This is a genomic window from Streptomyces sp. NPDC043726 (genome assembly GCF_056436565.1).
Genome location: NZ_JBWKCI010000003.1, coordinates 393,783 through 414,260 on the forward strand (window position 1 = coordinate 393,783; position 20,478 = coordinate 414,260).

A 20,478-nucleotide genomic window follows, 5' to 3' on the forward strand; every position below is an offset into this window, starting at 1 on the left:
CGCTCACGCCGGGACGTGCACCGTCTCCACCCGGCTCGCCACCAGCCGCTCCCGCTCCCGCCGGGCCGCCCGCTTGCGCAGGCGCAGGATCTGGCTGACCCCGAGCGCCTGGAGGACGAACACGGCCGAGAAGGCGACGGAGTAGTCGTCGCCGGTGGCGTCGAGCAGGACGCCGACCGCGAACAGGGTCGTCATGGAGGCGACGAAACCGCCCATGTTGGTGATGCCGGAGGCGGTGCCCTGGCGCTCCGGCGGGTTGGCCGGGCGGGCGAAGTCGAAGCCGAGCATGGAGGCGGGGCCGCAGGCGCCGAGCACCACGCACAGCACGATCAGCAGCCACATCGGGGCCTGTTCGGCGGGATAGGCGAGGGTGGCCGCCCACATCAGGGCGGTCGCCCCGACCGTGCCGAGCGCCAGCGGGAGCCGGGCTCCGTGGTGCCGGGCGACGAGCTGGCCGTAGACCAGGCCGAACACCATGTTGGACAGGACGACCAGGGTGAGCAGTTCGCCCGCGGTGGCGCGGCTGAGGCCCTGGGCCTCGACCAGGAAGGGCAGGCCCCACAGCAGCAGGAACACCATCGCCGGGAACTGGGTGGTGAAGTGCACCCACAGGCCGAGCCTGGTTCCCGGCTCCCGCCAGGAGGCGGCGATCTGGCGGCGGACGTAGGTCGCGCCCTGGTGCGGGACCGGCTCGGGTTCGTGGCCCTCGGGGTGGTCCTTGAGGAAGAGCAGCAGCAGGACGAGGACGACCACTCCGGCGAGCGCGCTGCCCGCGAAGGCGGCCGTCCAGCCGACGCCGTGCAGCAGCCGGGCCAGGACCAGGGTGGAGACGAGGTTGCCCGCCATGCCGGCGAGCCCGGCGAGCTGGGCGACGAGCGGTCCGCGCCGGGCCGGGAACCAGCGGGTGCCGAGCCGCAGCACGCTGATGAAGGTCATCGCGTCCCCGCAGCCGAGCAGCGCCCGCGAGGCGAGGGCCATGCCGTACGTCGGGGAGAACGCGAAGCCCAGCTGGCCCGCGGTGAACAGCACCACGCCGATGGTCAGCACCTTCTTGGTGCCGAGCCGGTCGACCAGCAGGCCGACGGGTATCTGCATGCCCGCGTAGACCAGCAGCTGGAGGATGGAGAAGGTGGACAGGGCGGAGGCGCCCACGTCGAAGCGGTCCGCCGCGTCGAGTCCGGCGACGCCGAGGGACGTACGGAAGATGACGGCGACGAAGTAGACCGAGACGCCGATGCTCCAGACGGCGATCGCGCGCCGGCCGCCCGGGGGGTCGCCCGGCAGTGCCGCCGCGGTCATCGGACCTCACCCCGGGCCAGGTGCGAGAACCAGCCGACGTGCCGGTGGACGACGCCGACGGCCCGCTCGGCGTCCCCGGAGCGCAGCGCGTCGAGGATCTCCTCGTGCTCGGCGAGGGTCTTGGCGATCCGGTCGGGGTGGGAGTGCATGACGGCCACGCCCATGCGCAGCTGGCGGTCGCGGAGCTGGTCGTAGAGGCGGGAGAGGATGTCGTTGCCGCCGCTGCGGACGATCTCGGCGTGGAAGCAGCGGTCGGTGACCGCGGCGGCGGCCAGGTCGCCGGCGGCGGCCTCGGCCTTCTGCCGCTCGAGCAGTTCCGCGAGCCGTTCGAGGAGCCCGGCGGGGGCGGGGACCGCCTTGCGCGCCGCGTGCTCCTCGACCAGCAGCCGGGTCTCGACGACGTCGGCGATCTCCTGCGCCGAGACCGGCAGCACGAGGGCGCCCTTCTTCGGGTAGAGCTTGATCAGCCCTTCCACCTCCAGGCGCAGCAGCGCCTCGCGCACGGGCGTGCGGGACACCCCGGTGGCCTCGGCCAGCTCGCCCTCGGTGAGCAGCGTGCCGCCCTCGTAACGGCGGTCCAGGACGGCCTGCTTGACGTGCGAGTAGACGCGATCGGCCGCGGGGGGCTGCTTGGCGGGGGCGGTGGGGGTCGCGGGCGGGGCTGACGGCATGCGCACATCTTAGATACAACACGTACGCAAGAGGGAGCGCCGTCCAGCATGCGGACCCCGGGCGAACGGGGGCCACATTCACCCCAGCAGCCGCACAACTTTCTGTGCTACTTACGTGTCACACACGTGCGGCCCCACTTTCTTTCCCCTCCAACTCGGCCGCACCACTGGGGCATTCGACTATTTCGGGGTATTTGTGTTGATTTCCGCCACGACGGGCCTCCGGGTCCGCAGGGCCGCGGCCGTCGCGCTGACGACCGGCGCGATGTTCACCACCGCGGCCCTCACCGCGGCACCGGCCCAGGCCGTGACGGCGCCCACCATCACCGCCAAGGGCGGGTACCTGATGAACAGCGCCACCGGCACCACGCTCTACACCAAGACCGCCGACACCAAGCGGCTCACGGCTTCCACCACGAAGATCATGACCGCCAAGGTCGTGCTCTCGCAGTCGAACCTGAACCTCGACTCCAAGGTCACCATCAAGAAGGCGGTCAGCGACTACATGGTCCGCAAGGGCTATCCGTCGTCCGCCCATCTGATCGTCGGCGACAAGGTCACCGTCCGTCAGCTGCTGTACGGGATGATGCTGCCGTCCGGCTGCGACGCCGCCATGGCGCTCGCCGACAAGTTCGGCACCGGGACGACGGTCGCGGCCCGCACCAAGAACTTCATCGCCAAGATGAACAACATGGCCAAGAGCCTCGGCATGACGAACACGCACTTCGACTCGTTCGACGGCATCAGCAACGGCTCCAACTACTCGACGCCGCGCGACCTGACCAAGCTCGCCCGCTCGACGATGAAGAGCTCCACCTTCAAGACGGTCGTGAAGACCAAGTCGTACACGGCCAAGACCGTCACCAGCAGCGGCTCCACCCGCACGATGGCCCCCTGGACGAACACCAACACGCTGCTCGGCTGGAACGGCACGCTCGGTGTGAAGACCGGCTCGGGCACCGAGGCCAAGTACGTCCTCGTCTTCGCCGCCACCAAGAACGGCGAGTCGGTGATGGGCGCCGTCATGACCTCCTCCTCGGCGGCCAACCGCACCGAGGACGTGAAGAAGCTCATCAACTACGGCTACGCCAGGATCAGCTGACAAAAATCTGATCGGCCGTACATCCCTGTGCGTGGTTCGTGAGTCTTCTGAGAGCACCCCCATTGCCCTGCGCGATCTCTCGGAAGACTCGGAGCATTCACAAGTGATTACCGGCATCAAGGGCGTACGCATCCGCAGAACCGCCGCCGTCGTGGCCACGACCGGGGCCCTGGTGGCGGGCGGTGCCCTGGCGGCGCCCGCCCAGGCCGCGGCGCCCGCCCAGGTCACCGCGGCCGCGGCGCCCACGGTCAGCGCCAAGGGCGCCTTCATGCTCAACAGCGCGACCGGTTCCACGCTCTACAGCAAGGCCGCCGACACCAAGCGGCCGATGGCGAGCACCACGAAGATCATGACGGCGCGGGTCGTGCTGGCCATCGAGGGCGTCAACCTGGACACCAAGGTCACCATCAAGCAGGCGTACCGCGACTATGTCGCCCGGGTGGGCGCGAGCACCGCGGACCTGAAGACCGGTGACAAGGTCACCGTCCGCCAGCTGCTGGTCGCGATGATGCTGCCCTCCGGCTGCGACGCCGCCATGGCCCTCGCCGACAAGTTCGGCACCGGGTCCACGGTCGCGGCCCGCACCAAGAACTTCATCGCCAAGATGAACAAGAAGGCGGAAGCGCTCAAGCTGACGAACACGCACTTCGACTCGTTCGACGGCAACTCGACGCAGAACACGAACTACACGACCCCGCGCGACCTCGCGAAGCTGACCCGCAGCGCGATGACGTTCTCGACGTTCGCGGGCATCGTGAAGAAGCCGTCGTCCGTGCACTACGCGACGACGAGCACCGGCGGCACCCGCAAGTACACCTGGTACAACACCAACCAGCTGCTGGGCTCCTACAGCGGCGCGATCGGTGTGAAGACCGGCACCAACACCCCGTCCGGTCCCTGCCTGGTCTTCGCCGGCACCCGCAACGGCAAGACGGTCGTGGGGGTCCTCCTGAACGACTCCTACCGCTTCACCGACGCCGCCAAGCTGATGGACTACGCCTTCGGCTCGACGACGGCCGCCACGATGCAGCTCCGCACGCTTCCGCCGGGCGCCCAGCGCGACTGACCCACGGCAATCGAAGGGGCCCACCGCCGAACGGCGGTGGGCCCCCCTTCGCGTCACATGCCGGTCACGCCCAGGTGATCAGCCGCTTCGGCTGCTCCAGGATCGCCGCCACGTCCGCCAGTACCTTCGAGCCCAGCTCGCCGTCGACCAGGCGGTGGTCGAAGGAGAGGGCCAGGGTGGTGACCTGGCGGGGCTTGACCTTGCCCTTGTGGACCCACGGCTGGAGCTTGATCGCGCCGACCGCGAGGATCGCGGACTCGCCCGGGTTCAGGATCGGGGTGCCCGTGTCGACGCCGAAGACGCCGACGTTGGTGATGGTCACCGTGCCGCCCTGCATCGCGGCGGGGGACGTCTTGCCCTCCCGCGCCGTCGACACCAGCTCGCCGAGGGAGTCGGCCAGCTGGGGCAGCGTCTTGTCGTGCGCGTCCTTGATGTTCGGCACGATCAGACCGCGCGGGGTGGCCGCGGCGATGCCCAGGTTGACGTAGTGCTTGACCACGATCTCCTGGTTCGCCTCGTCCCAGGAGGCGTTGATGTCCGGGTGGCGCTTGATGGCGACCAGCAGGGCCTTGGCGATGAGCAGCAGCGGGTTGACCCGCCTGCCCTCGAACTCCTTGTCCTGCTTCAGCTCCTCGACCAGCTTGACCGTCCGCGTCACGTCCACCGTCACGAACTCCGTGACGTGCGGGGCCGTGAACGCCGAGCCGACCATCGCCGCCGCGGTGGCCTTGCGGACCCCCTTGACCGGGACCCGGGTCTCGCGGGAGCCGTCGTACGTCGACACCGGGGCCGGGGCGGGGGCCGCGGCGGGCCTCGGCGCCTCGACGACCGCCGGCTCGGGCGCCGGGGCCACCGCCGCGTGCACGTCCTCGCGGGTGATGATGCCGTCCGGGCCGGTCGGGGTGACCGTCGCGAGGTCGACCCCGAGGTCCTTGGCGAGCTTGCGCACCGGCGGCTTGGCCAGCGGGCGCTCCTTCACCGCCCCGTGGCCGTTCAGCTCGGTCTGGATCGCCGCGGCCGCCTCCTGCGCCGGGACCTGGGGGCCCTTGCGCGGGCGGCGCTTGGTGGAGGACGCGGCCACGCCGTAGCCGACGAGGACCGGCTGGCGGCCCTGCGGCTTCTCCTCCTCGGGCGTGGGGGCGGCGGGAGCGGCGGCGGGGGCGGCCTCGGCGGGCGCCGGAGCCGCGGTGCCGCCCGAGACGTCCACCGCGATGATCGACGTGCCGACGTCGACCGTGGTGCCCTCGGGGAAGTGCAGGGAGCGGACCACTCCGTCGTAGGGGATGGGCAGTTCGACGGCGGCCTTGGCCGTCTCGACCTCGCACACCACCTGGCCGTCGGTGACCGTGTCACCGGGCTGGACGTACCACTTGAGGATCTCGGCCTCGGTGAGTCCCTCACCGACGTCCGGCATCTTGAACTCGCGTACGGACGCTTCCGTCATCGTCGTCACGACCCTCTCCTCAGTACGCCAGGGCACGGTCGACGGCGTCGAGCACCCGGTCCAGGCCCGGCAGGTACTCCTCCTCCAGGCGCGCCGGCGGGTACGGGGCGTGATAGCCGCCGACCCTGAGCACCGGGGCCTCCAGGTGGTAGAAGCAGCGCTCCGTGATCCGGGCGGCGATCTCCGCGCCGGAGCCGAAGAACACCGGCGCCTCGTGCACCACGACCAGGCGGCGGGTCTTCTCCACCGAGGCCTGGATGGAGTCGAAGTCGAGCGGGGAGACCGAGCGCAGGTCCAGGACCTCCAGGTTCCGGCCCTCCTCGGCGGCCGCGTCGGCGACCTCCTGGCAGAGCTTCACCATCGGGCCGTAGGCGGCGAGGGTGAGGTCGGTGCCGGGGCGGACGACCCGTGCCTTGTGCAGCGGGCCCGGGATCGCCTCGGTGTTGACCTCGGCCTTGTCCCAGTAGCGCCGCTTGGGCTCGAAGAAGATCACCGGGTCGTCGCTCTGGATGGCCTGCTGCATCATCCAGTAGGCGTCCGAGGCGTTGGAGGGGCTGACGATCTTCAGTCCGGACACATGCGCGAACAGCGCCTCGGGGGACTCCGAGTGGTGCTCGACCGCGCCGATGCCGCCGCCGTAGGGGATGCGCACGACGACCGGGAGCTTGACCTTGCCCAGGGAGCGGGCGTGCATCTTGGCGAGCTGGGTGACGATCTGGTCGTAGGCCGGGAAGACGAAGCCGTCGAACTGGATCTCCACCACCGGGCGGTAGCCGCGCAGCGCGAGGCCGATCGCGGTGCCGACGATGCCGGACTCGGCGAGCGGGGTGTCGATGACCCGCTCCTCGCCGAAGTCCTTCTGGAGGCCGTCGGTCACCCGGAAGACACCGCCGAGCTTGCCGACGTCCTCGCCCATGATGAGGACCTTGGGGTCGGCCTCCAGGGCCTTGCGCAGCGATTCGTTGATCGCCTTGGCGAGAGCCATCTTCTCGGCCATGTCACTTGCCCCCTTCTGCGTCCGCGAACGACGCCTGGTAGGCGGCGAACTGGGCTCGCTCCTCGTCGACGAGCGCGTGCCCGTCCGCGTACACGTTCTCGAAGATGGCGAAGTGGTCCGGGTCCGGCATGGCACGGACCGCCTCGCGCACTCGCCTGCCCAACGCCTCGGACTCGGTCTCCAGTTCCGCGAAGAATCCCTCGTCCGCGTGGTTTGCGGACTCCAGGTACTGGCGAAGGCGCTGGATCGGGTCCTTGGCCTCCCAGGCCACGCGCTCGTCGTCGCCGCGGTAGCGGGTCGGGTCGTCGGAGGTGGTGTGCGCGCCCATGCGGTAGGTGTACGCCTCGACCAGCGTCGGGCCCTCACCGCGGCGGGCCCGCTCCAGGGCCCACTTGGTGACCGCGAGACAGGCCAGGACGTCGTTGCCGTCGACCCGGACGCCCGGGAAGCCGAAGCCCTGCGCGCGCTGGTAGAGCGGGACGCGGGTCTGCTTCTCGGTCGGCTCGGAGATCGCCCACTGGTTGTTCTGGCAGAAGAACACCACCGGCGCGTTGTAGACGGCCGAGAAGGTGAAGGACTCCGCGACGTCGCCCTGGCTGGAGGCGCCGTCGCCGAAGTAGGCGATCACCGCGCTGTCCGTGCCGTCCTTGGCCGCGCCCATCGCGTAGCCGGTGGCGTGCAGGGTCTGCGAGCCGATGACGATCGTGTACAGGTGGAAGTTGTTGCTGTTCGGGTCCCAGCCGCCGTTGTTCACACCCCGGAACATGCCGAGCAGGTTGGTCGGGTCGACCCCGCGGCACCAGGCGACGCCGTGCTCGCGGTAGGTCGGGAAGACGTAGTCGTCATCGCGCAGCGCCCGCCCGGAACCGATCTGGGCGGCCTCCTGGCCCAGCAGTGAGGCCCACAGGCCCAGCTCGCCCTGGCGCTGCAGGGAGGTGGCCTCGGCGTCGAAGCGGCGGGTGAGCACCATGTCGCGGTACAGACCGCGCAGCTCTTCGGGGGTGACGTCGGCGACGTACTGGTCGTACTCGGCGTTCTTGACGCGCTTGCCCTCGGGCGTCAGCAACTGAACGAGCTCGGGCTTGGTGCTCGGGGACTTCCTGGTCCCGGCGCTGCGTCGCGGTTTGCGCGCGGCAGTGCTCTCCACGGTCACGTGTGCTCCTCCGTCGGTCCGGCCCCCGGGGTTGCCGGGATGACCAGTGCGGCTCACCTGGTCCGACACCCGTGCACGGGGTGGGTGTCACTCGGCCGGAACAGGCGTGACAGGTGCCCCGGCGAGCGCCCTGCAACCATCACGTTACCCAGTGCGGCACATTTCTGTGAAACCCCCTTTGACCTGCGATTTTGCTTGGATTTCCAAGTAAATCGCGAGGAACTCGAAGGGCACTGGTCACAGCCTTGCAGGAGGCCGGAGCAACGGCACGTTATCCCGCCCACCCAGGTCAGAGGAAGAGTTTCCGTGTCTGACTTACCCCGGGTACGAAGACGGAGAAGTCAGGGTATTTCTACTTGACGACCACGAGACTGTCCGACCACGCGCCGAGACGATCGTGCGCGTATCGGCAACCCGGCCGGACACTCCCGGAACCGGCGGCGGCCTCGAACGCCACTTCCGGAGCACCCTGTGACCGAATGCGACTGACGTCGACTTTCTGTGACAACGCCCAGCTCACAGGCTCGGCTCGTGCCCTAGCATCTGGCGCGTGCCGCGCCCTTGTGTACCACCCCCCGTGCATCCCGCGCCCCCACTGGGCGCCCTGCTCCGCCAGTACGCCGCCGGACGCGCGGTCGCCTGTGAGCCCGTCGACCAGGGCCTGCTGAACCGCGGCTACCGGCTCCACACGACCCGCGGCCGGTACTTCCTCAAGCACCACTTCGACCCCGAGACCGCCGCCCCCGCCGCCATCGCCCGTCAGCACCGGGCCACCCAGCGCCTCGCCGACCTCGGCGTCCCGGTGGCGCCGCCGCTGGCCGGACGGGACGGCCGTACCGTCGCGGTGGTCGGCGGCCACGCCTACGCCCTGCACCCCTGGATCGACGGCCGGCACCGGCACGGCGGCCAGCTCGCGCCGGGGCAGTGCGCCCGGCTCGGCGCGCTGCTCGGGGCGGTGCACGCGGGTCTGGAGCGGGTGATGCCGGCGGAGGGGCGGGCGCCCGCGGTGAGCGCCGACCCCACGGACACCGTCGCCCTCATCGAGGACCTCCTCGAGCGGGTGCGCCGGCACCGCCCCGCCGACTCCTTCGACGCCCTCGCCCGGCACCGGCTGCTGGAGCGGCGCGAGCTCCTGGAGCGGCACGCCGACCGGCGCCCCCCGCGCGGGGGATCGGTGGGCTGGGTGCACGGGGACTTCCACCCCTTCAACCTGCTCTACCGGGGCGACGCCCCCGCCGCGATCGTCGACTGGGACCGGCTCGGCGTGCAGCCCCGCGCGGAGGAGGCCGTACGGGCCGCCGCGATCTTCTTCGTACGGCCCGCCGGAACCCTCGACCTGCCGAAGGTACGGGCGTACACGCGCGCGTACCGCCGAACGGCGTCCGCCACCCCCTCGGAACTGGCGGCGGCCGTCCACCGGGTCTGGTGGGAACGCCTCAACGACTTCTGGATGCTGCGCTGGCACTACGAGAGGAACGACACCCGCGCTGACCCGCAGTTCCCGGCGGCGTCGGCCCTGGTGGTGTGGTGGACACGGAGGTACGACGAGGTCTGCGACGCCTTCACCGCATGACCTGTCAGCCCTCCGCGCCGCCGTCCGTGCCGCCGTCCGTGGTGCCGCCGATGATCTCGCCCGTCGGCTCGCCCGTCGGTTCGCCCGTGGGCTCCTCGGTCGGCTCGGTCGGCTCGGTGGTCGTCGGCTCGTCCGTCGGCGTCGGCTCGTCCGTCGGCTCGGTGGCCGAGGGCGACGGCGTGTAGGACGGCGTGTACGACGGCGTCCAGTTGGAGCCACCGTCGGAACCGGAGTCGTCGTCCGTGGACGCGTCGGTCGGCTCCTCGGACTCGTCGTCGCTCGGCGTCTCGCTGGCCGTCTGATCGTCCTCGGACTGCGTGACGCTCGGCGACTTCGTGGTGTCCGTGCCGGGGTTCTTGTCGTTGTCGCCGTTCAGCGCGAGGGCGACGCCGGCCGCGATGGCGATCACCGCGAGGACGGCCAGGATCCACAGCTTGCCGCGGCCGCTGCCCTTGTTGCCGTGCCCCTCGAAACCGCCGTCGTCCCCGCCGCCGTAGCGGCCGCCGGGCAGGATCGGTGCCGCGATCGCCGTCGTGCCGGAGGCGTCCGCGCCGGCGTGGCCCATCACGGCCGTCTGCGCGAAGCCCCCGGAGGGGGTGCGGCCGTCGTGCGTGTCGACCGGCCCGGTGTTCCAGGTGCCGGTGTGGCTGCCCTGGTCGTAGAGCATCTGGAGGCCGTACTGGACCAGGCCGCGCATCTCCTCGGCGGTCTGGAAGCGGTCGTCGGGCTCCTTGGCGAGGGAGCGCATGACCAGGCCGTCCAGCTCCGGCGGCGCGGCGTCGGAGGCCTCCGACGGGGGCGTCGGGATGTCCTGGACGTGCTGGTAGACCACGGACAGCGGGGTCTCGCCCGTGAACGGGGGCCGCAGTGCGAGGAGTTCGTACAGCAGACAGCCGGTCGCGTACAGGTCGGAGCGGTGGTCGACCGCCTTGCCGAGCGCCTGCTCCGGGGAGAGGTACTGCGGGGTGCCCATGACCATGCCGGTCTGCGTCATCGTCGTGGACGCGCCGTGCAGGGCGCGGGCGATGCCGAAGTCCATCACCTTGACCGCGCCGTTGTTGGTGATGATGACGTTCGCCGGCTTGATGTCACGGTGCACGATGCCGTGCTGGTGGGAGTAGGCGAGCGCCTCCAGCACCCCGGAGACGATGATCAGGGCCTGCTCAGGCCCGGGAGCCTCGGCGTTGATCAGGAGGTCGCGGATGGTGCGCCCCTCGACCAGCTCCATGACGATGTACGGCACGCTCTGGCCGCCCACGAAGTCCTCGCCGGAGTCGTACACGGCGACGATCGCGTGGTGGTTGAGACCGGCCACCGACTGGGCCTCGCGGGTGAACCGGGCCTTGGAGACCGGGTCCTCGGCGAGATCGGCGCGCAGCAGCTTGACCGCGACGGTACGTCCCAGACGTACGTCCTCGGCCGCGAAGACCTCGGCCATGCCGCCCCGGCCGAGTCTGCGGGTGAGCCGATACCGGCCGTCGCCGACCAGCCCGCCGTTACCCCACAGCTCGGGCGCATCTGACATACCGCCGCCAGCCGCCTCGGGGTCGGACGGGCCCTGAGCGCGCTGCTGCTGTGCCATCAGTCCTCGCCGTCGTTTCTGCCCGCGGTGCGCGCGGTGTTGTTACGGTCTCCGTCGGCCACGCTACAGCCTCCGCCGGGGCCGCCGGTCCGTGATGGACCCCGCGGCCGGTCCATGACGGACCGGCCATGAAACCCGCAAGCCGCTCCGTCGTGCAAATTCTGTGTACCGGCCGTACGGCCCCTGTAACGCTTGCGCGACGCTTCTTTCGCGTACGGTCACGGAACGGGCACCGAGCTTGACGTGTCACTGCCCTGGGGCAGACTTGGCCGGGAATAGCACTTTCGATCAACGACGGATCACCGACGGATCACCGACAATCGTCCGGCGCCGACGGGCTATGGGGGACACGGAGACATGAGCCAGGACGGCGCACAAGGGCGGTACGCGGGACGAGCACTGGCGGCCGGCCGCTACCAGCTGCGCGACTTGCTCGGCGAGGGCGGCATGGCCTCGGTGCATCTGGCGTACGACGCCGTGCTCGACCGGCAGGTCGCGGTCAAGACCCTGCACACCGAGCTGGGCCGGGAACAGGCCTTCCGCGAGCGCTTCCGCCGCGAGGCCCAGGCCGTGGCCAAGCTCACGCACACCAACATCGTCTCGGTCTTCGACACCGGCGAGGACGACGTCGACGGGATGACGACGCCGTACATCGTCATGGAGTACATCGAGGGCCGGCCGCTCGGCTCGGTGCTCGACGAGGACGTCCGGCAGTACGGCGCGATGCCCGCCGACAAGGCCCTGAAGATCACCGCTGATGTGCTGGCCGCGCTGGAGATCAGCCACGAGATGGGCCTGGTCCACCGGGACATCAAGCCGGGCAACGTGATGATGACCAAGCGCGGCGTCGTCAAGGTGATGGACTTCGGCATCGCCCGCGCCATGCAGTCCGGGGTCACCTCGATGACCCAGACCGGCATGGTCGTCGGCACCCCGCAGTACCTCTCCCCGGAGCAGGCGCTCGGCCGGGGCGTGGACGCCCGGTCCGATCTGTACTCGGTCGGCATCATGCTGTTCCAGCTGGTCACCGGGCGGCTGCCGTTCGAGGCGGACTCGCCGCTGGCCATCGCGTACGCGCATGTGCAGGAGGAGCCGGTGGCGCCCTCCTCCATCAACCGCTCGCTGCCGCCCGCGGTGGACGCGCTGGTCGCCCGCGCGCTGCGGAAGAACCCGAACGAGCGTTTCCCGAGCGCCGAGTCCATGCGGGACGAGTGCCTGCGGGTGGCGTCCTCCTTCCACGCCGCCGCGCCCAGCATCGTGCCGGGCACGCCGACCGCCAGCGGCGCCGGAGTCGGCTCCGCGGTCTTCCCCCCGGTCGACCAGGCGACGCCCGCGCCGACCGGCCCGGTCCAGACGCCGTATCAGCCGACCCCGACGCCGAATCCGTACGGCACCCCGACGCCCGGACCCGCTCCGGCGTACGGCTACCCGCAGCAGCCGGGCTACCAGACGCCGGCGCCGGCCGGGTACGCGTCGACTCCGCCGCCGTACACGATCAACCCGCAGCAGCACGCGTCCGGTTCAGGGGGAGGCGGGCGCCGGAACAACAAGCCGGTGATCATCGGTTCGATCGTGGTCTCGGTGCTGGCGGTGGGCGGTCTGATCGCCGCGCTGACGCTCAACGGCGGCGGGTCGGACGACGACAACCCGAAGGCCGACCCCAGCAAGTCCCCGACGGTGGTGGAGGGCCATCGCGGCCCGGACAAGACGAAGACCATCGAGACGGACAAGTGCACCGAGCCGGTGGAGTCGTACAACGACCCCGACATGGTCGAGCTGCCCAGCTTCACCTACAAGAACTACGACTCGGTGCGCGCCTGCGCCCGGGCCGCGGGCTGGGAAGTCGACCGCAACGACGTGGACGAGAACACCTTCGGCCAGGACACCGTCATGGAGCAGTTCCCGACGGCCGGCACGGACATCGACCCGGAGAACCCGCCGAAGATCACGCTCAACGTCTCCACCGGCAACCCGCCGTCCTGACCCGGACACAGTGAAGGGCCCGGTGATTCCGGGCCCTTTCGCATGGATACGGCTGGATACGGCTGGATAGGACTGGATACGGCTGGTTACAGCTGGATACGGCCTACAGGTACGGTCCGCCCGAGCGGCCGGGGTGCTGCTGGTCCTCGCCCTCGTGGCCGCCCACGCCCGGGGGGAGCGCGCGGCGCATCTGTTCCAGTTGGGCACGGGCCGCCATCTGCTGGGCGAACAGGGTGGTCTGGATGCCGTGGAAGAGGCCCTCCAGCCAGCCGACCAACTGAGCCTGCGCGATCCGCAGTTCCGCGTCGGACGGGGTCGCCTCATGGGTGAACGGCAGGGACAGGCGCTCCAGTTCCTCCACCAGCTCGGGGGCCAGGCCGTCCTCGAGCTCCTTCACCGAGCTGGCGTGGATCTCCTTGAGCCGGACCCGGCTGGCCTCGTCGAGAGGAGCCGCGCGCACCTCCTCGAGCAGCTGCTTGATCATGCTGCCGATCCGCATGACCTTCGCCGGCTGCTCCACCTGCTCCGTCACCGGAATCTCGCGGGAGTCCTCGTCCCCGTTGCCGCCGCTGAGCGCCATGCCGTCCTGGCCCACGACCAGGATCTGCGGGTTCTCCGGCGACCGTTCGTTCCTCGGCATCTCCATGCCGCCATTCTCTCGCACCCGTCCATCTCATCAGCGTGGTGCCCCCCAGGACGGGTGATCCACCGTTTACGCCGGGATCGATCTGTCGGCGGCGCCTGGAATGCCGGAGTCGCTGGGGAATGTGAGGCTTGTCCCGTGACTCGATGGCTGCGGACGGTACGGACGACGGGACTCCTCGTCGTCCTGATCGGCGGGTACGGGGGCGGCACGGCGTGCGGGGTGGACACGACGCCCTCCGCCTCGGCCTCTCCCTCGGTGTCACGGGCCGGGAGTCTCGCCGGTGAGGGGCGGGACCGGCCCGGGCGGCCGGACGTGACCGTGCCGGAGGAGGAACCCGTCGCCGAGCCCTCCCCCGCCGCCCCTTCGGAGCCCGCGGCCTCCCCCGCGCCCGCCGAGGTCGTCGGCGTCGGCGTGCGGGCCGAGCCCGTGCTCGAGGTGCTGCCGCTCGGCAGCGGTCTGATGCTGATCGGGCTCGGCCTCGGGCTCGCCTTCGTCGGACTGCGGCTGCGCCGGACCGACTGACCGACCGCCGGTCGGCTGACCGGCCGGCCGCTCAGCCCGTGACCAGCAGCACCTTGCCGATGTGCCCGCTCTCCTCCACGACCCGGTGCGCGGCGGCCGCGTCGCTCATCGGGATCTCCCGGTCGACGACCGGACGCACATGACCGGCGTCGAGCAACGGCCACACATGCTCGCGTACGGCCGCGACGATCGCCGTCTTCTCGGTCAGCGGGCGGGCCCGCAGCGAGGTCGCGCTGACCGCGGCCCGCTTGCCGAGCAGGGTGGCGATGTTCAGCTCGCCCTTGATCCCGCCCTGCATGCCGATGATCGCGAGCCGGCCGTTGACGGCCAGGGTGCGGACATTGCGGTCCAGGTACTTGGCGCCCATGTTGTCGAGGATGACGTCGGCGCCCGCCCCGTCGGTGGCCTTCTTGACCTCCTCGACGAAGTCCTGCTCCTTGTAGTCGACCAGGATGTCCGCGCCCAGCTCCGCGCACCGCCGAAGCTTCTCCGGGCTGCCCGCGGTGACCGCCACCTTGGCGCCGACGGCCTTGGCGAGCTGGATCGCCATGGTGCCGATGCCGCTGGAGCCGCCGTGCACGAGCAGGGTCTCGCCCGGACGCAGATGGGCGATCATGAAGACGTTCGACCAGACCGTGCAGACCACCTCGGGCAGCGCCGCCGCCCGGACGAGGCCGACGCCGTGGGGCACGGGCAGCAGCTGACCGGCCGGGACGACGACCTTCTCGGCGTAACCGCCGCCCGAGAGCAGGGCGCACACCTCGTCGCCGACCGCCCAGCCGGAGACGCCGGGGCCGATCTCGGCGACGCGTCCGGAGCATTCCAGGCCCGGGTAGGGGACCGCGCCGGGCGGCGGGTCGTAGAAGCCCTGCCGCTGCAGGATGTCGGCCCGGTTCACGGCGCTCGCCGCCACCTCGACCAGGACCTCGCCCTCACCGGGCACCGGATCCGGCACCTCGGCCCACACCAACGCCTCGGGCCCGCCGGGTTCGTCAATCGTGATCGCATGCATGAGAGGGACGCTACTCCTCGGTCCCCGGTCCCATCCCGCCTCGGTCCTTGGACCGGTTCGCTGAGAAATCCCTGTGCGCCACCGATGAGTTTGGGGGACGGTAAAGGTCTCCCCATGCGTAACCAAAGTGCGCGGAAGGATTACCCACCATGAGCCAGCACACGTCAGCCCTGGCCATCGAGACCGCGGGCCTGGTGAAGACGTTCGGCGACACCAGGGCCGTCGACGGAGTGGATCTGTCGGTCCCGGCCGGCACGGTCTACGGCGTCCTCGGCCCGAACGGCGCCGGAAAGACCACCACCGTGAAAATGCTCGCCACCCTCCTTCGGCCCGACGGCGGCGAGGCCCATGTCTTCGGTCACGACGTCGTACGCGAGGCGGACGAGGTGCGCGGCCGGGTGAGCCTGACCGGCCAGTACGCGTCGGTCGACGAGGACCTCACCGGCACCGAGAACCTGGTGCTGCTGGGCCGTCTCCTCGGCCACTCCAAGCAGACCGCGCGCGTCCGCAGCGAGCAGCTGCTGGAGGCGTTCGGGCTGTCCGAGGCGGCCGGTAAGCAGGTCAAGCACTACTCGGGCGGCATGCGGCGCCGTATCGACATCGCCGCGTCCATCCTCAACACCCCCGATCTGCTCTTCCTCGACGAGCCGACGACCGGGCTCGACCCGCGCAGCCGCAACCAGGTGTGGGACATCGTGCGCGCGGTGGTCGCCCAGGGCACGACCGTGCTGCTGACCACGCAGTACCTCGACGAGGCCGACCAGCTGGCGTCCCGGATCGCGGTCATCGACCACGGCAAGGTCATCGCCGAGGGCACCAAGGGCGAGCTGAAGGCGTCGGTCGGCGCCGGGTCCGTCCACCTGCGACTGCGGGACGCGGGACAGCGGGCGGAGGCGGAGCGCGTGCTGCGGACGGCGCTGGACGCCGCCGTACAGCTGGAGCACGATCCGGTGGCGCTGACCGCCCGGCTCTCCACCACGGCCGGCGACAACGCGGCGGAGCAGGCCTCGCGGGCGCTCGCCGAGCTGGCCCGCGGCGGCATCACCGTCGACAACTTCTCGCTGGGACAGCCCAGCCTGGACGAGGTCTTCCTCGCCCTCACCGGACACCCGACCAGCGACGACACCAAGGACGAGGTGGCGGCATGAGCACCGCGACGAGCACGGAAGCCAAGGAACTCGCCCCCGTCAGCACCGAGTCGCTCGCCGCGCTGCTCGTCGCCGGCGAGCGGCCGCCCCGGCCGAGCGCGCTGTCGGCGTCGCTGACCTTCGGCTGGCGGGCGATGCTGAAGATCAAGCACGTCCCGGAGCAGCTCTTCGACGTCACCGCGTTCCCGATCATGATGGTGCTGATGTACACGTACCTGTTCGGGGGCGCCCTGGCCGGGTCCCCGAAGGAGTACATCCAGTTCCTGCTGCCGGGCATCCTGGTGATGTCGGTCGTGATGATCACGATGTACACCGGGGTGTCGGTCAACACGGACATCGAGAAGGGTGTCTTCGACCGGTTCCGCTCACTGCCGATCTGGCGGCCGTCGACGATGGTCGGCTATCTGCTCGGCGACGCCCTGCGCTACACCATCGCGTCGGTCGTGATGCTCGCCGTCGGCATGATCATCGGCTACCGCCCGGACGGCGGGGTGGCCGGCGTGCTCGCCGGGATCGCGCTGCTGGTGGTGTTCTCGTTCGCGTTCTCGTGGATCTGGACGATGTTCGGGCTGCTGCTGCGCACCGAGAAGTCGGTGATGGGCGTCAGCATGATGGTGATCTTCCCGCTGACCTTCCTGTCCAACGTCTTCGTCGACCCGAGGACCATGCCGGGCTGGCTCCAGGCCTTCGTCAACAACAGCCCCATCACCCACCTGTCCTCCGCGGTGCGGGAGTTGATGGCGGGCGACTGGCCGGCCGACGAGATCGCCTGGTCGCTGGGGTGGGCCGGGCTGTTCATCGCGGTCTTCGGGCCGATCACGATGCGGCTGTACAACCGGAAGTGACGGCCAGGGGCTGTTCTAGTCCTGCGGGATCGGGCGGACGTCGGGTGCCACCTGGGTGCTCGGCGTCGCCCGCACGATGGTGATGAGGCGGTCCGTGGCCTGGAGCTTGCCGACGTCCGGGTGGTCGTAGCCGAGGACGCGGTGGCCGCGGACGACGCTGACGACCAGGTCGTCCGTCTCGCGCGGGCCCTTGCCCACCTCGGCCTTTATGACCGGCCGTTCGACGAGGTCGAGTCCGCTGCCCTGCTGGATCAGGTCCTCCATCACCATGCCGGCCGCGGGGCTGAGCACCGACAGGCCGAGGAGCCGGCCGGCCGCGCTGGCGCTGGTGATGACCGCGTCCGCGCCGGACTGCTTCAGCAGCGGGGCGTTCTCCTCCTCGCGCACCGCGGCCACGATCTTCGCCCCGCGGTTGAGCTGGCGGGCCGTCAGCGTCACCAGGACGGCGGTGTCGTCGCGCTGGGTGGCGATGATGACCTTCCGGGCCTTGTGCACCTCGGCCCGCTTCAGGACATCGCTGCGGGTGGCGTCCCCCACGATGCCCGCGTAGCCCTCGGCGGTCGCGGCATCGATCACCTTGGAGCTGGGGTCGACCACGATGACCTGCTCCTTCTTCAGCCCCGTCGCGCAGACGGTCTGGATCGCCGAGCGCCCCTTGGTGCCGAAGCCGACGACGACGGTGTGGTCGCGCAAGGCGGACCTCCAGCGGTTCAGACGCCATTCCTCCCGGGTGCGCTCGGTGAGGACCTCCAGCGTGGTGCCGACCAGGATGATCAGGAACAGCACCCGCATGGGCGTGATGACAAGGATGTTGGTGAGCCGGGCGGTGTCGCTGACCGGGGTGATGTCGCCGTAGCCCGTGGTGGAGAGGGTGACGGTCGCGTAGTAGAAGGCGTCGAGGAAGTCGAGGCTGCCGTCGGAGTTGTCGTTGTAGCCGTCGTGGTCGGCGTAGACGATGAAGGCGCAGACCACCAGCAGGCTCAGCGCCATGACCACCCGCTTGGCCACCTGCCGGAACGGGTGCTCCACCACCTTCTTCGGCAGCTTCACCCGCTGGGTCACCAGGTGTTCGTCCGGCTGGCGGGCGATGACGTCATGGCCCGGAAGTTTCACGTGAAACACACCCCGATCCCTGAGGACGCCCACGGCAGGTCCAGCAGTTCCGCCTCGTCCCCGGCCCGGGTACCGCCCGGCGGTACGACGGCCAGGGCGTCGGCCGCCGCGATGCCCCGGAGCATCGCCGGGCCGTTGTAGTGCAGCGGGACCGCATGGTCTTCGCGCAGCACGACCGGGACGAGCCGGGTGTCGTACGGATGCCCGTGCGTCGCGTCCCGCAAGGGCAGCAGGTACGGCTCGGGGGCGGGTCGCGCCGCGAGGGTGCGCAGCAGCGGCTCGGCGAGCGTGAGCAGCGCGGAGACGGCCGCGAGGGGGTTGCCGGGCAGGCCGACCAGGTGCTGGTTCTCCTTGGTGCGGGCCAGCAGCATGGGGTGGCCGGGGCGCACCTTGACGCCGTCGACCAGGAGTTCGGCGCCGATCCTGCGCAGGGTGGGATGGACGTGGTCCACGGGTCCGGAGGCGGTACCGCCGGTGGTGACGATCAGGTCGGCCTCGGAGTAGGCGACGGCCTTGTGGAGCGCCTCGGCGTCGTCGCCGAGCCGGCGCACGGTGGCGACCTCGGCGCCGAGCGCGCGCAGCCAGGGGGGCAGCATCGGGCCGAGGGCGTCCCGGATCAGCCCGTCGTGCGGGAGCCCCGCGGTGAGCAACTCGTCGCCCAGGACGAGCACTTCGACGCGCGGCCGGGGGACGGCGGTGACGCTGTCGTAGCCCGCGGCGGCGGCGAGGCCGAGGACGGCCGGGGTCACCAGGGTGCCGACGGGCAGGAGTTGGTCGCCGGAGCGGCACTCCTGGGCGCGGGGGCGGATGTCCTGGCCGTGCTGGAGGTCCCGGGTGGTGTGCAGCCGGCCCTTGTCGTCGGTGCGGCCGTGTTCGCTGCGCAGCACGGCGGTGGTGTCCGGCGGGATCCGGGCGCCGGTGGCGATACGGACGGCCTCGCCGTCGGTGAGCGGGGCGGGCTCGGCTTGTCCGGCGAGGATCCCCGTGTCCCGTACGGCCCAGGGGCCGGGGCCCGCGACCGCCCAGCCGTCCATCGCGGAACTGTCGAAGGAGGGCAGGTCGGTGAGGGCGGTGAGGGGGGCGGCGAGGGTGAGGCCGAGCGCCTCGTCGAGGGGGGCGGAGACCGGGTCTCTGCGGGCGTCGCGGCCCCGGCCCGCGCGGGCGGCGACGGCACGGGCCTCGGGCCAGGGGGTGGCCCGGTGGTGCCCGTCGCCGTGTCCGTGCTTCTGCTTGTCCTGATGCTGATGCTGGTGCTGGTCGGGGCTCTCGGGCCGCTGCCGCGGGGCCGGTGCGGGGTCACCCGTGGGGTGGGGCTCCTTCACGAGGGCGAGCACCTCCTCGACGTCGAGGTCCTCGGCGTCCTGGTCGTCCCGGACGCTGCGGGGGGTCATCCGGCGTCCGGGCCGGCGCCGGGCTCCGCGTCCGCGCCGGGCGTCTCCTCGTTCGCCCAGCGCAGGGCGAGGGCCGCGGCCTTGCGGCTCGCCACGGCGACCGCCTCGGGACCGCCCTCGGCGCGGGCAGCCGCGTAGCCGACGAGGAAGGTGGTCAGCGGGGCCGCGGGCCGCGCCACGCCGTGGGCGGCGTCGCGGGCGAGGTCCAGCAGGAGCTTGGTGTCGACGTCGAGGTCGATGCCCAGCTCGTCCTTGACTGCGGAAATCCATTCATCCAACACGTGCCCATGCTCCCTGATGCGTGCCCTGGCGGTGGCGATGTCGTCCCAGGTGTCGCAGTCGAAGGACGCGACGGGGCCGGGGACGCGGGTGAGGCGGAGTCCGGAGGTGAGACGCCGCAGGGGCAGGCCGGTGAGGGCGCCGTGCTCCTGGGTGAGGGCCGCGAGACCGGCACGCAGCGCGGACGCGCGGTAAGCGGCGACGAGGGGCTGGTCGCGGCCGTCGGCGTCGGTGAGCAGCGCGCCGTCCGTGTCACGGACGGCGCGAAGAAGCCGCTCCACGGTGGCCGCGTCGAGGAACGGCAGGTCGGCGGAGAGCAGCAGGATCCGGTCCGCCGAGGTGCGGCGCAGACCGGCGTCGAGGGCGGCGAGCGGGCCGCCGCCGGGCGGGTCCTCGCGGGCCCAGGTCACCGGGCGCGCGGTGGGCCTGAGGTCGGCGACGACGACGGTGGCGCGGGCGCCCGCGCAGGCGGCGAGGACACGGTCCAGCAGCGGCCGTCCGCCGACGCTCAGACCGGGCTTGTCCGCACCGCCGAGCCGCCGCGCGCCACCCCCGGCGAGCACGACGGCGTCGTACGCCTCGGTTGTCGGCTCGGCCGGGGGCTCGTACGCGGTCACCCCCTGAGTATGCGTGTCCCGGCGATCACAGGGAA

18 protein-coding genes are annotated in these 20,478 nt (G+C 71.1%); 7 read left to right on the plus strand and 11 right to left on the minus strand.

Annotated features, from left to right (window positions below; all coding sequences use genetic code 11):
- Window positions 1–3: 3 nt before the first annotated feature.
- Both AC068Z_RS10750 and AC068Z_RS10755 read right to left on the minus strand, forming a co-directional pair.
- A complete protein-coding gene (locus AC068Z_RS10750) occupies window positions 4–1,299 on the minus strand; it encodes an MFS transporter (protein ID WP_478554281.1) in 1,296 nt (431 codons plus the stop codon).
- Window positions 1,296–1,970, minus strand: a complete 675-nt coding sequence (locus AC068Z_RS10755) for a GntR family transcriptional regulator (protein ID WP_478554282.1) — start codon at window positions 1,968–1,970, stop codon at window positions 1,296–1,298. The genes AC068Z_RS10750 and AC068Z_RS10755 overlap by 4 nt, the downstream gene beginning before the upstream one ends.
- A 265-nt stretch (window positions 1,971–2,235) precedes the next feature.
- Between AC068Z_RS10755 and AC068Z_RS10760 the strand changes: the two genes are divergently transcribed.
- Both AC068Z_RS10760 and AC068Z_RS10765 read left to right on the plus strand, forming a co-directional pair.
- Window positions 2,236–3,072, plus strand: coding sequence for a D-alanyl-D-alanine carboxypeptidase family protein (locus tag AC068Z_RS10760; protein WP_478554538.1), 837 nt, complete (start codon window positions 2,236–2,238; stop codon window positions 3,070–3,072).
- A 103-nt stretch (window positions 3,073–3,175) separates the two neighbouring features.
- Window positions 3,176–4,138, plus strand: a complete 963-nt coding sequence (locus AC068Z_RS10765; protein WP_478554283.1) for a D-alanyl-D-alanine carboxypeptidase family protein — start codon at window positions 3,176–3,178, stop codon at window positions 4,136–4,138.
- Window positions 4,139–4,202: 64 nt separating this feature from the next.
- On the opposite strand, the gene AC068Z_RS10770 is transcribed toward AC068Z_RS10765, so the two are convergent.
- The 3 genes from AC068Z_RS10770 to pdhA are packed head-to-tail and all read right to left on the minus strand — an operon-like array spanning window position 4,203 to window position 7,732.
- Window positions 4,203–5,591 (minus strand): dihydrolipoamide acetyltransferase family protein, encoded by a 1,389-nt coding sequence (locus tag AC068Z_RS10770; protein ID WP_478554284.1) that lies wholly within the window; start codon window positions 5,589–5,591, stop codon window positions 4,203–4,205.
- A 10-nt stretch (window positions 5,592–5,601) separates the two neighbouring features.
- On the minus strand, window positions 5,602–6,579 hold the full coding sequence (locus AC068Z_RS10775) for an alpha-ketoacid dehydrogenase subunit beta (RefSeq protein ID WP_478554285.1): 978 nt from the start codon (window positions 6,577–6,579) through the stop codon (window positions 5,602–5,604).
- Window position 6,580: 1 nt separating this feature from the next.
- The gene (gene pdhA, locus AC068Z_RS10780; RefSeq protein WP_478554286.1) at window positions 6,581–7,732 is read right to left on the minus strand and encodes a pyruvate dehydrogenase (acetyl-transferring) E1 component subunit alpha; all 1,152 of its coding nucleotides are present in this window, start codon (window positions 7,730–7,732) and stop codon (window positions 6,581–6,583) included.
- A gap of 550 nt (window positions 7,733–8,282) precedes the next feature.
- Here pdhA and AC068Z_RS10785 point away from each other — a divergent pair.
- Window positions 8,283–9,305, plus strand: a complete 1,023-nt coding sequence (locus tag AC068Z_RS10785; RefSeq protein ID WP_478554287.1) for a phosphotransferase — start codon at window positions 8,283–8,285, stop codon at window positions 9,303–9,305.
- A 4-nt stretch (window positions 9,306–9,309) separates the two neighbouring features.
- Here AC068Z_RS10785 and AC068Z_RS10790 read toward each other — a convergent pair whose 3' ends face one another.
- Window positions 9,310–10,887: a protein kinase domain-containing protein gene (locus AC068Z_RS10790; protein ID WP_478554288.1), complete on the minus strand. Its 1,578-nt coding sequence runs from the start codon at window positions 10,885–10,887 to the stop codon at window positions 9,310–9,312.
- 357 nt (window positions 10,888–11,244) lie between these two features.
- Between AC068Z_RS10790 and AC068Z_RS10795 the strand changes: the two genes are divergently transcribed.
- Entirely contained in the window at window positions 11,245–12,870 is a 1,626-nt protein-coding gene (locus AC068Z_RS10795) for a protein kinase domain-containing protein (protein WP_478554289.1), read from the plus strand.
- 103 nt (window positions 12,871–12,973) lie between these two features.
- Here the strand turns inward: AC068Z_RS10795 and AC068Z_RS10800 are convergent, their stop codons facing one another.
- Window positions 12,974–13,516, minus strand: a complete 543-nt coding sequence (locus AC068Z_RS10800) for a bacterial proteasome activator family protein (protein WP_478554290.1) — start codon at window positions 13,514–13,516, stop codon at window positions 12,974–12,976.
- A gap of 135 nt (window positions 13,517–13,651) precedes the next feature.
- On the opposite strand from AC068Z_RS10800, the gene AC068Z_RS10805 reads away from it, so the two are divergent.
- Window positions 13,652–14,038 (plus strand): hypothetical protein, encoded by a 387-nt coding sequence (locus AC068Z_RS10805; protein ID WP_478554291.1) that lies wholly within the window; start codon window positions 13,652–13,654, stop codon window positions 14,036–14,038.
- A gap of 31 nt (window positions 14,039–14,069) precedes the next feature.
- On the opposite strand, the gene AC068Z_RS10810 is transcribed toward AC068Z_RS10805, so the two are convergent.
- Window positions 14,070–15,050, minus strand: coding sequence for an NAD(P)H-quinone oxidoreductase (locus AC068Z_RS10810; RefSeq protein ID WP_478554292.1), 981 nt, complete (start codon window positions 15,048–15,050; stop codon window positions 14,070–14,072).
- A gap of 149 nt (window positions 15,051–15,199) precedes the next feature.
- Here AC068Z_RS10810 and AC068Z_RS10815 point away from each other — a divergent pair, with 149 nt between their 5' ends.
- Window positions 15,200–16,198, plus strand: a complete 999-nt coding sequence (locus tag AC068Z_RS10815) for an ATP-binding cassette domain-containing protein (RefSeq protein WP_478554293.1) — start codon at window positions 15,200–15,202, stop codon at window positions 16,196–16,198.
- On the plus strand, window positions 16,195–17,043 hold the full coding sequence (locus AC068Z_RS10820) for an ABC transporter permease (protein WP_478554294.1): 849 nt from the start codon (window positions 16,195–16,197) through the stop codon (window positions 17,041–17,043). Before AC068Z_RS10815 ends, AC068Z_RS10820 begins: the two co-directional genes overlap by 4 nt.
- A 15-nt stretch (window positions 17,044–17,058) precedes the next feature.
- Here the strand turns inward: AC068Z_RS10820 and AC068Z_RS10825 are convergent, their stop codons facing one another.
- From AC068Z_RS10825 to AC068Z_RS10835, 3 genes are read right to left on the minus strand one after another with little or no spacing between them, the layout of a single operon-like run.
- Window positions 17,059–18,165, minus strand: coding sequence for a potassium channel family protein (locus AC068Z_RS10825; RefSeq protein ID WP_478554295.1), 1,107 nt, complete (start codon window positions 18,163–18,165; stop codon window positions 17,059–17,061).
- The gene (locus tag AC068Z_RS10830; protein WP_478554296.1) at window positions 18,153–19,547 is read right to left on the minus strand and encodes a molybdopterin molybdotransferase MoeA; all 1,395 of its coding nucleotides are present in this window, start codon (window positions 19,545–19,547) and stop codon (window positions 18,153–18,155) included. Before AC068Z_RS10830 ends, AC068Z_RS10825 begins: the two co-directional genes overlap by 13 nt.
- Entirely contained in the window at window positions 19,544–20,443 is a 900-nt protein-coding gene (locus AC068Z_RS10835; RefSeq protein ID WP_478554297.1) for an NTP transferase domain-containing protein, read from the minus strand. The genes AC068Z_RS10830 and AC068Z_RS10835 overlap by 4 nt, the downstream gene beginning before the upstream one ends.
- Window positions 20,444–20,478: the final 35 nt, after the last annotated feature.

Coding starts and splice junctions, on each gene's coding strand:
- AC068Z_RS10750 (WP_478554281.1), bottom strand. CDS start 1,299: ATGACCGCGGCGGCACTGCCGGGCGACCCCCCGGGCGGCCGGCGCGCG.
- AC068Z_RS10755 (WP_478554282.1), bottom strand. CDS start 1,970: ATGCCGTCAGCCCCGCCCGCGACCCCCACCGCCCCCGCCAAGCAGCCC.
- AC068Z_RS10760 (WP_478554538.1), top strand. CDS start 2,236: ATGTTCACCACCGCGGCCCTCACCGCGGCACCGGCCCAGGCCGTGACG.
- AC068Z_RS10775 (WP_478554285.1), bottom strand. CDS start 6,579: ATGGCCGAGAAGATGGCTCTCGCCAAGGCGATCAACGAATCGCTGCGC.
- AC068Z_RS10790 (WP_478554288.1), bottom strand. CDS start 10,887: ATGGCACAGCAGCAGCGCGCTCAGGGCCCGTCCGACCCCGAGGCGGCT.
- AC068Z_RS10795 (WP_478554289.1), top strand. CDS start 11,245: ATGAGCCAGGACGGCGCACAAGGGCGGTACGCGGGACGAGCACTGGCG.
- AC068Z_RS10800 (WP_478554290.1), bottom strand. CDS start 13,516: ATGGAGATGCCGAGGAACGAACGGTCGCCGGAGAACCCGCAGATCCTG.
- AC068Z_RS10810 (WP_478554292.1), bottom strand. CDS start 15,050: ATGCATGCGATCACGATTGACGAACCCGGCGGGCCCGAGGCGTTGGTG.
- AC068Z_RS10815 (WP_478554293.1), top strand. CDS start 15,200: ATGAGCCAGCACACGTCAGCCCTGGCCATCGAGACCGCGGGCCTGGTG.
- AC068Z_RS10820 (WP_478554294.1), top strand. CDS start 16,195: ATGAGCACCGCGACGAGCACGGAAGCCAAGGAACTCGCCCCCGTCAGC.
- AC068Z_RS10830 (WP_478554296.1), bottom strand. CDS start 19,547: ATGACCCCCCGCAGCGTCCGGGACGACCAGGACGCCGAGGACCTCGAC.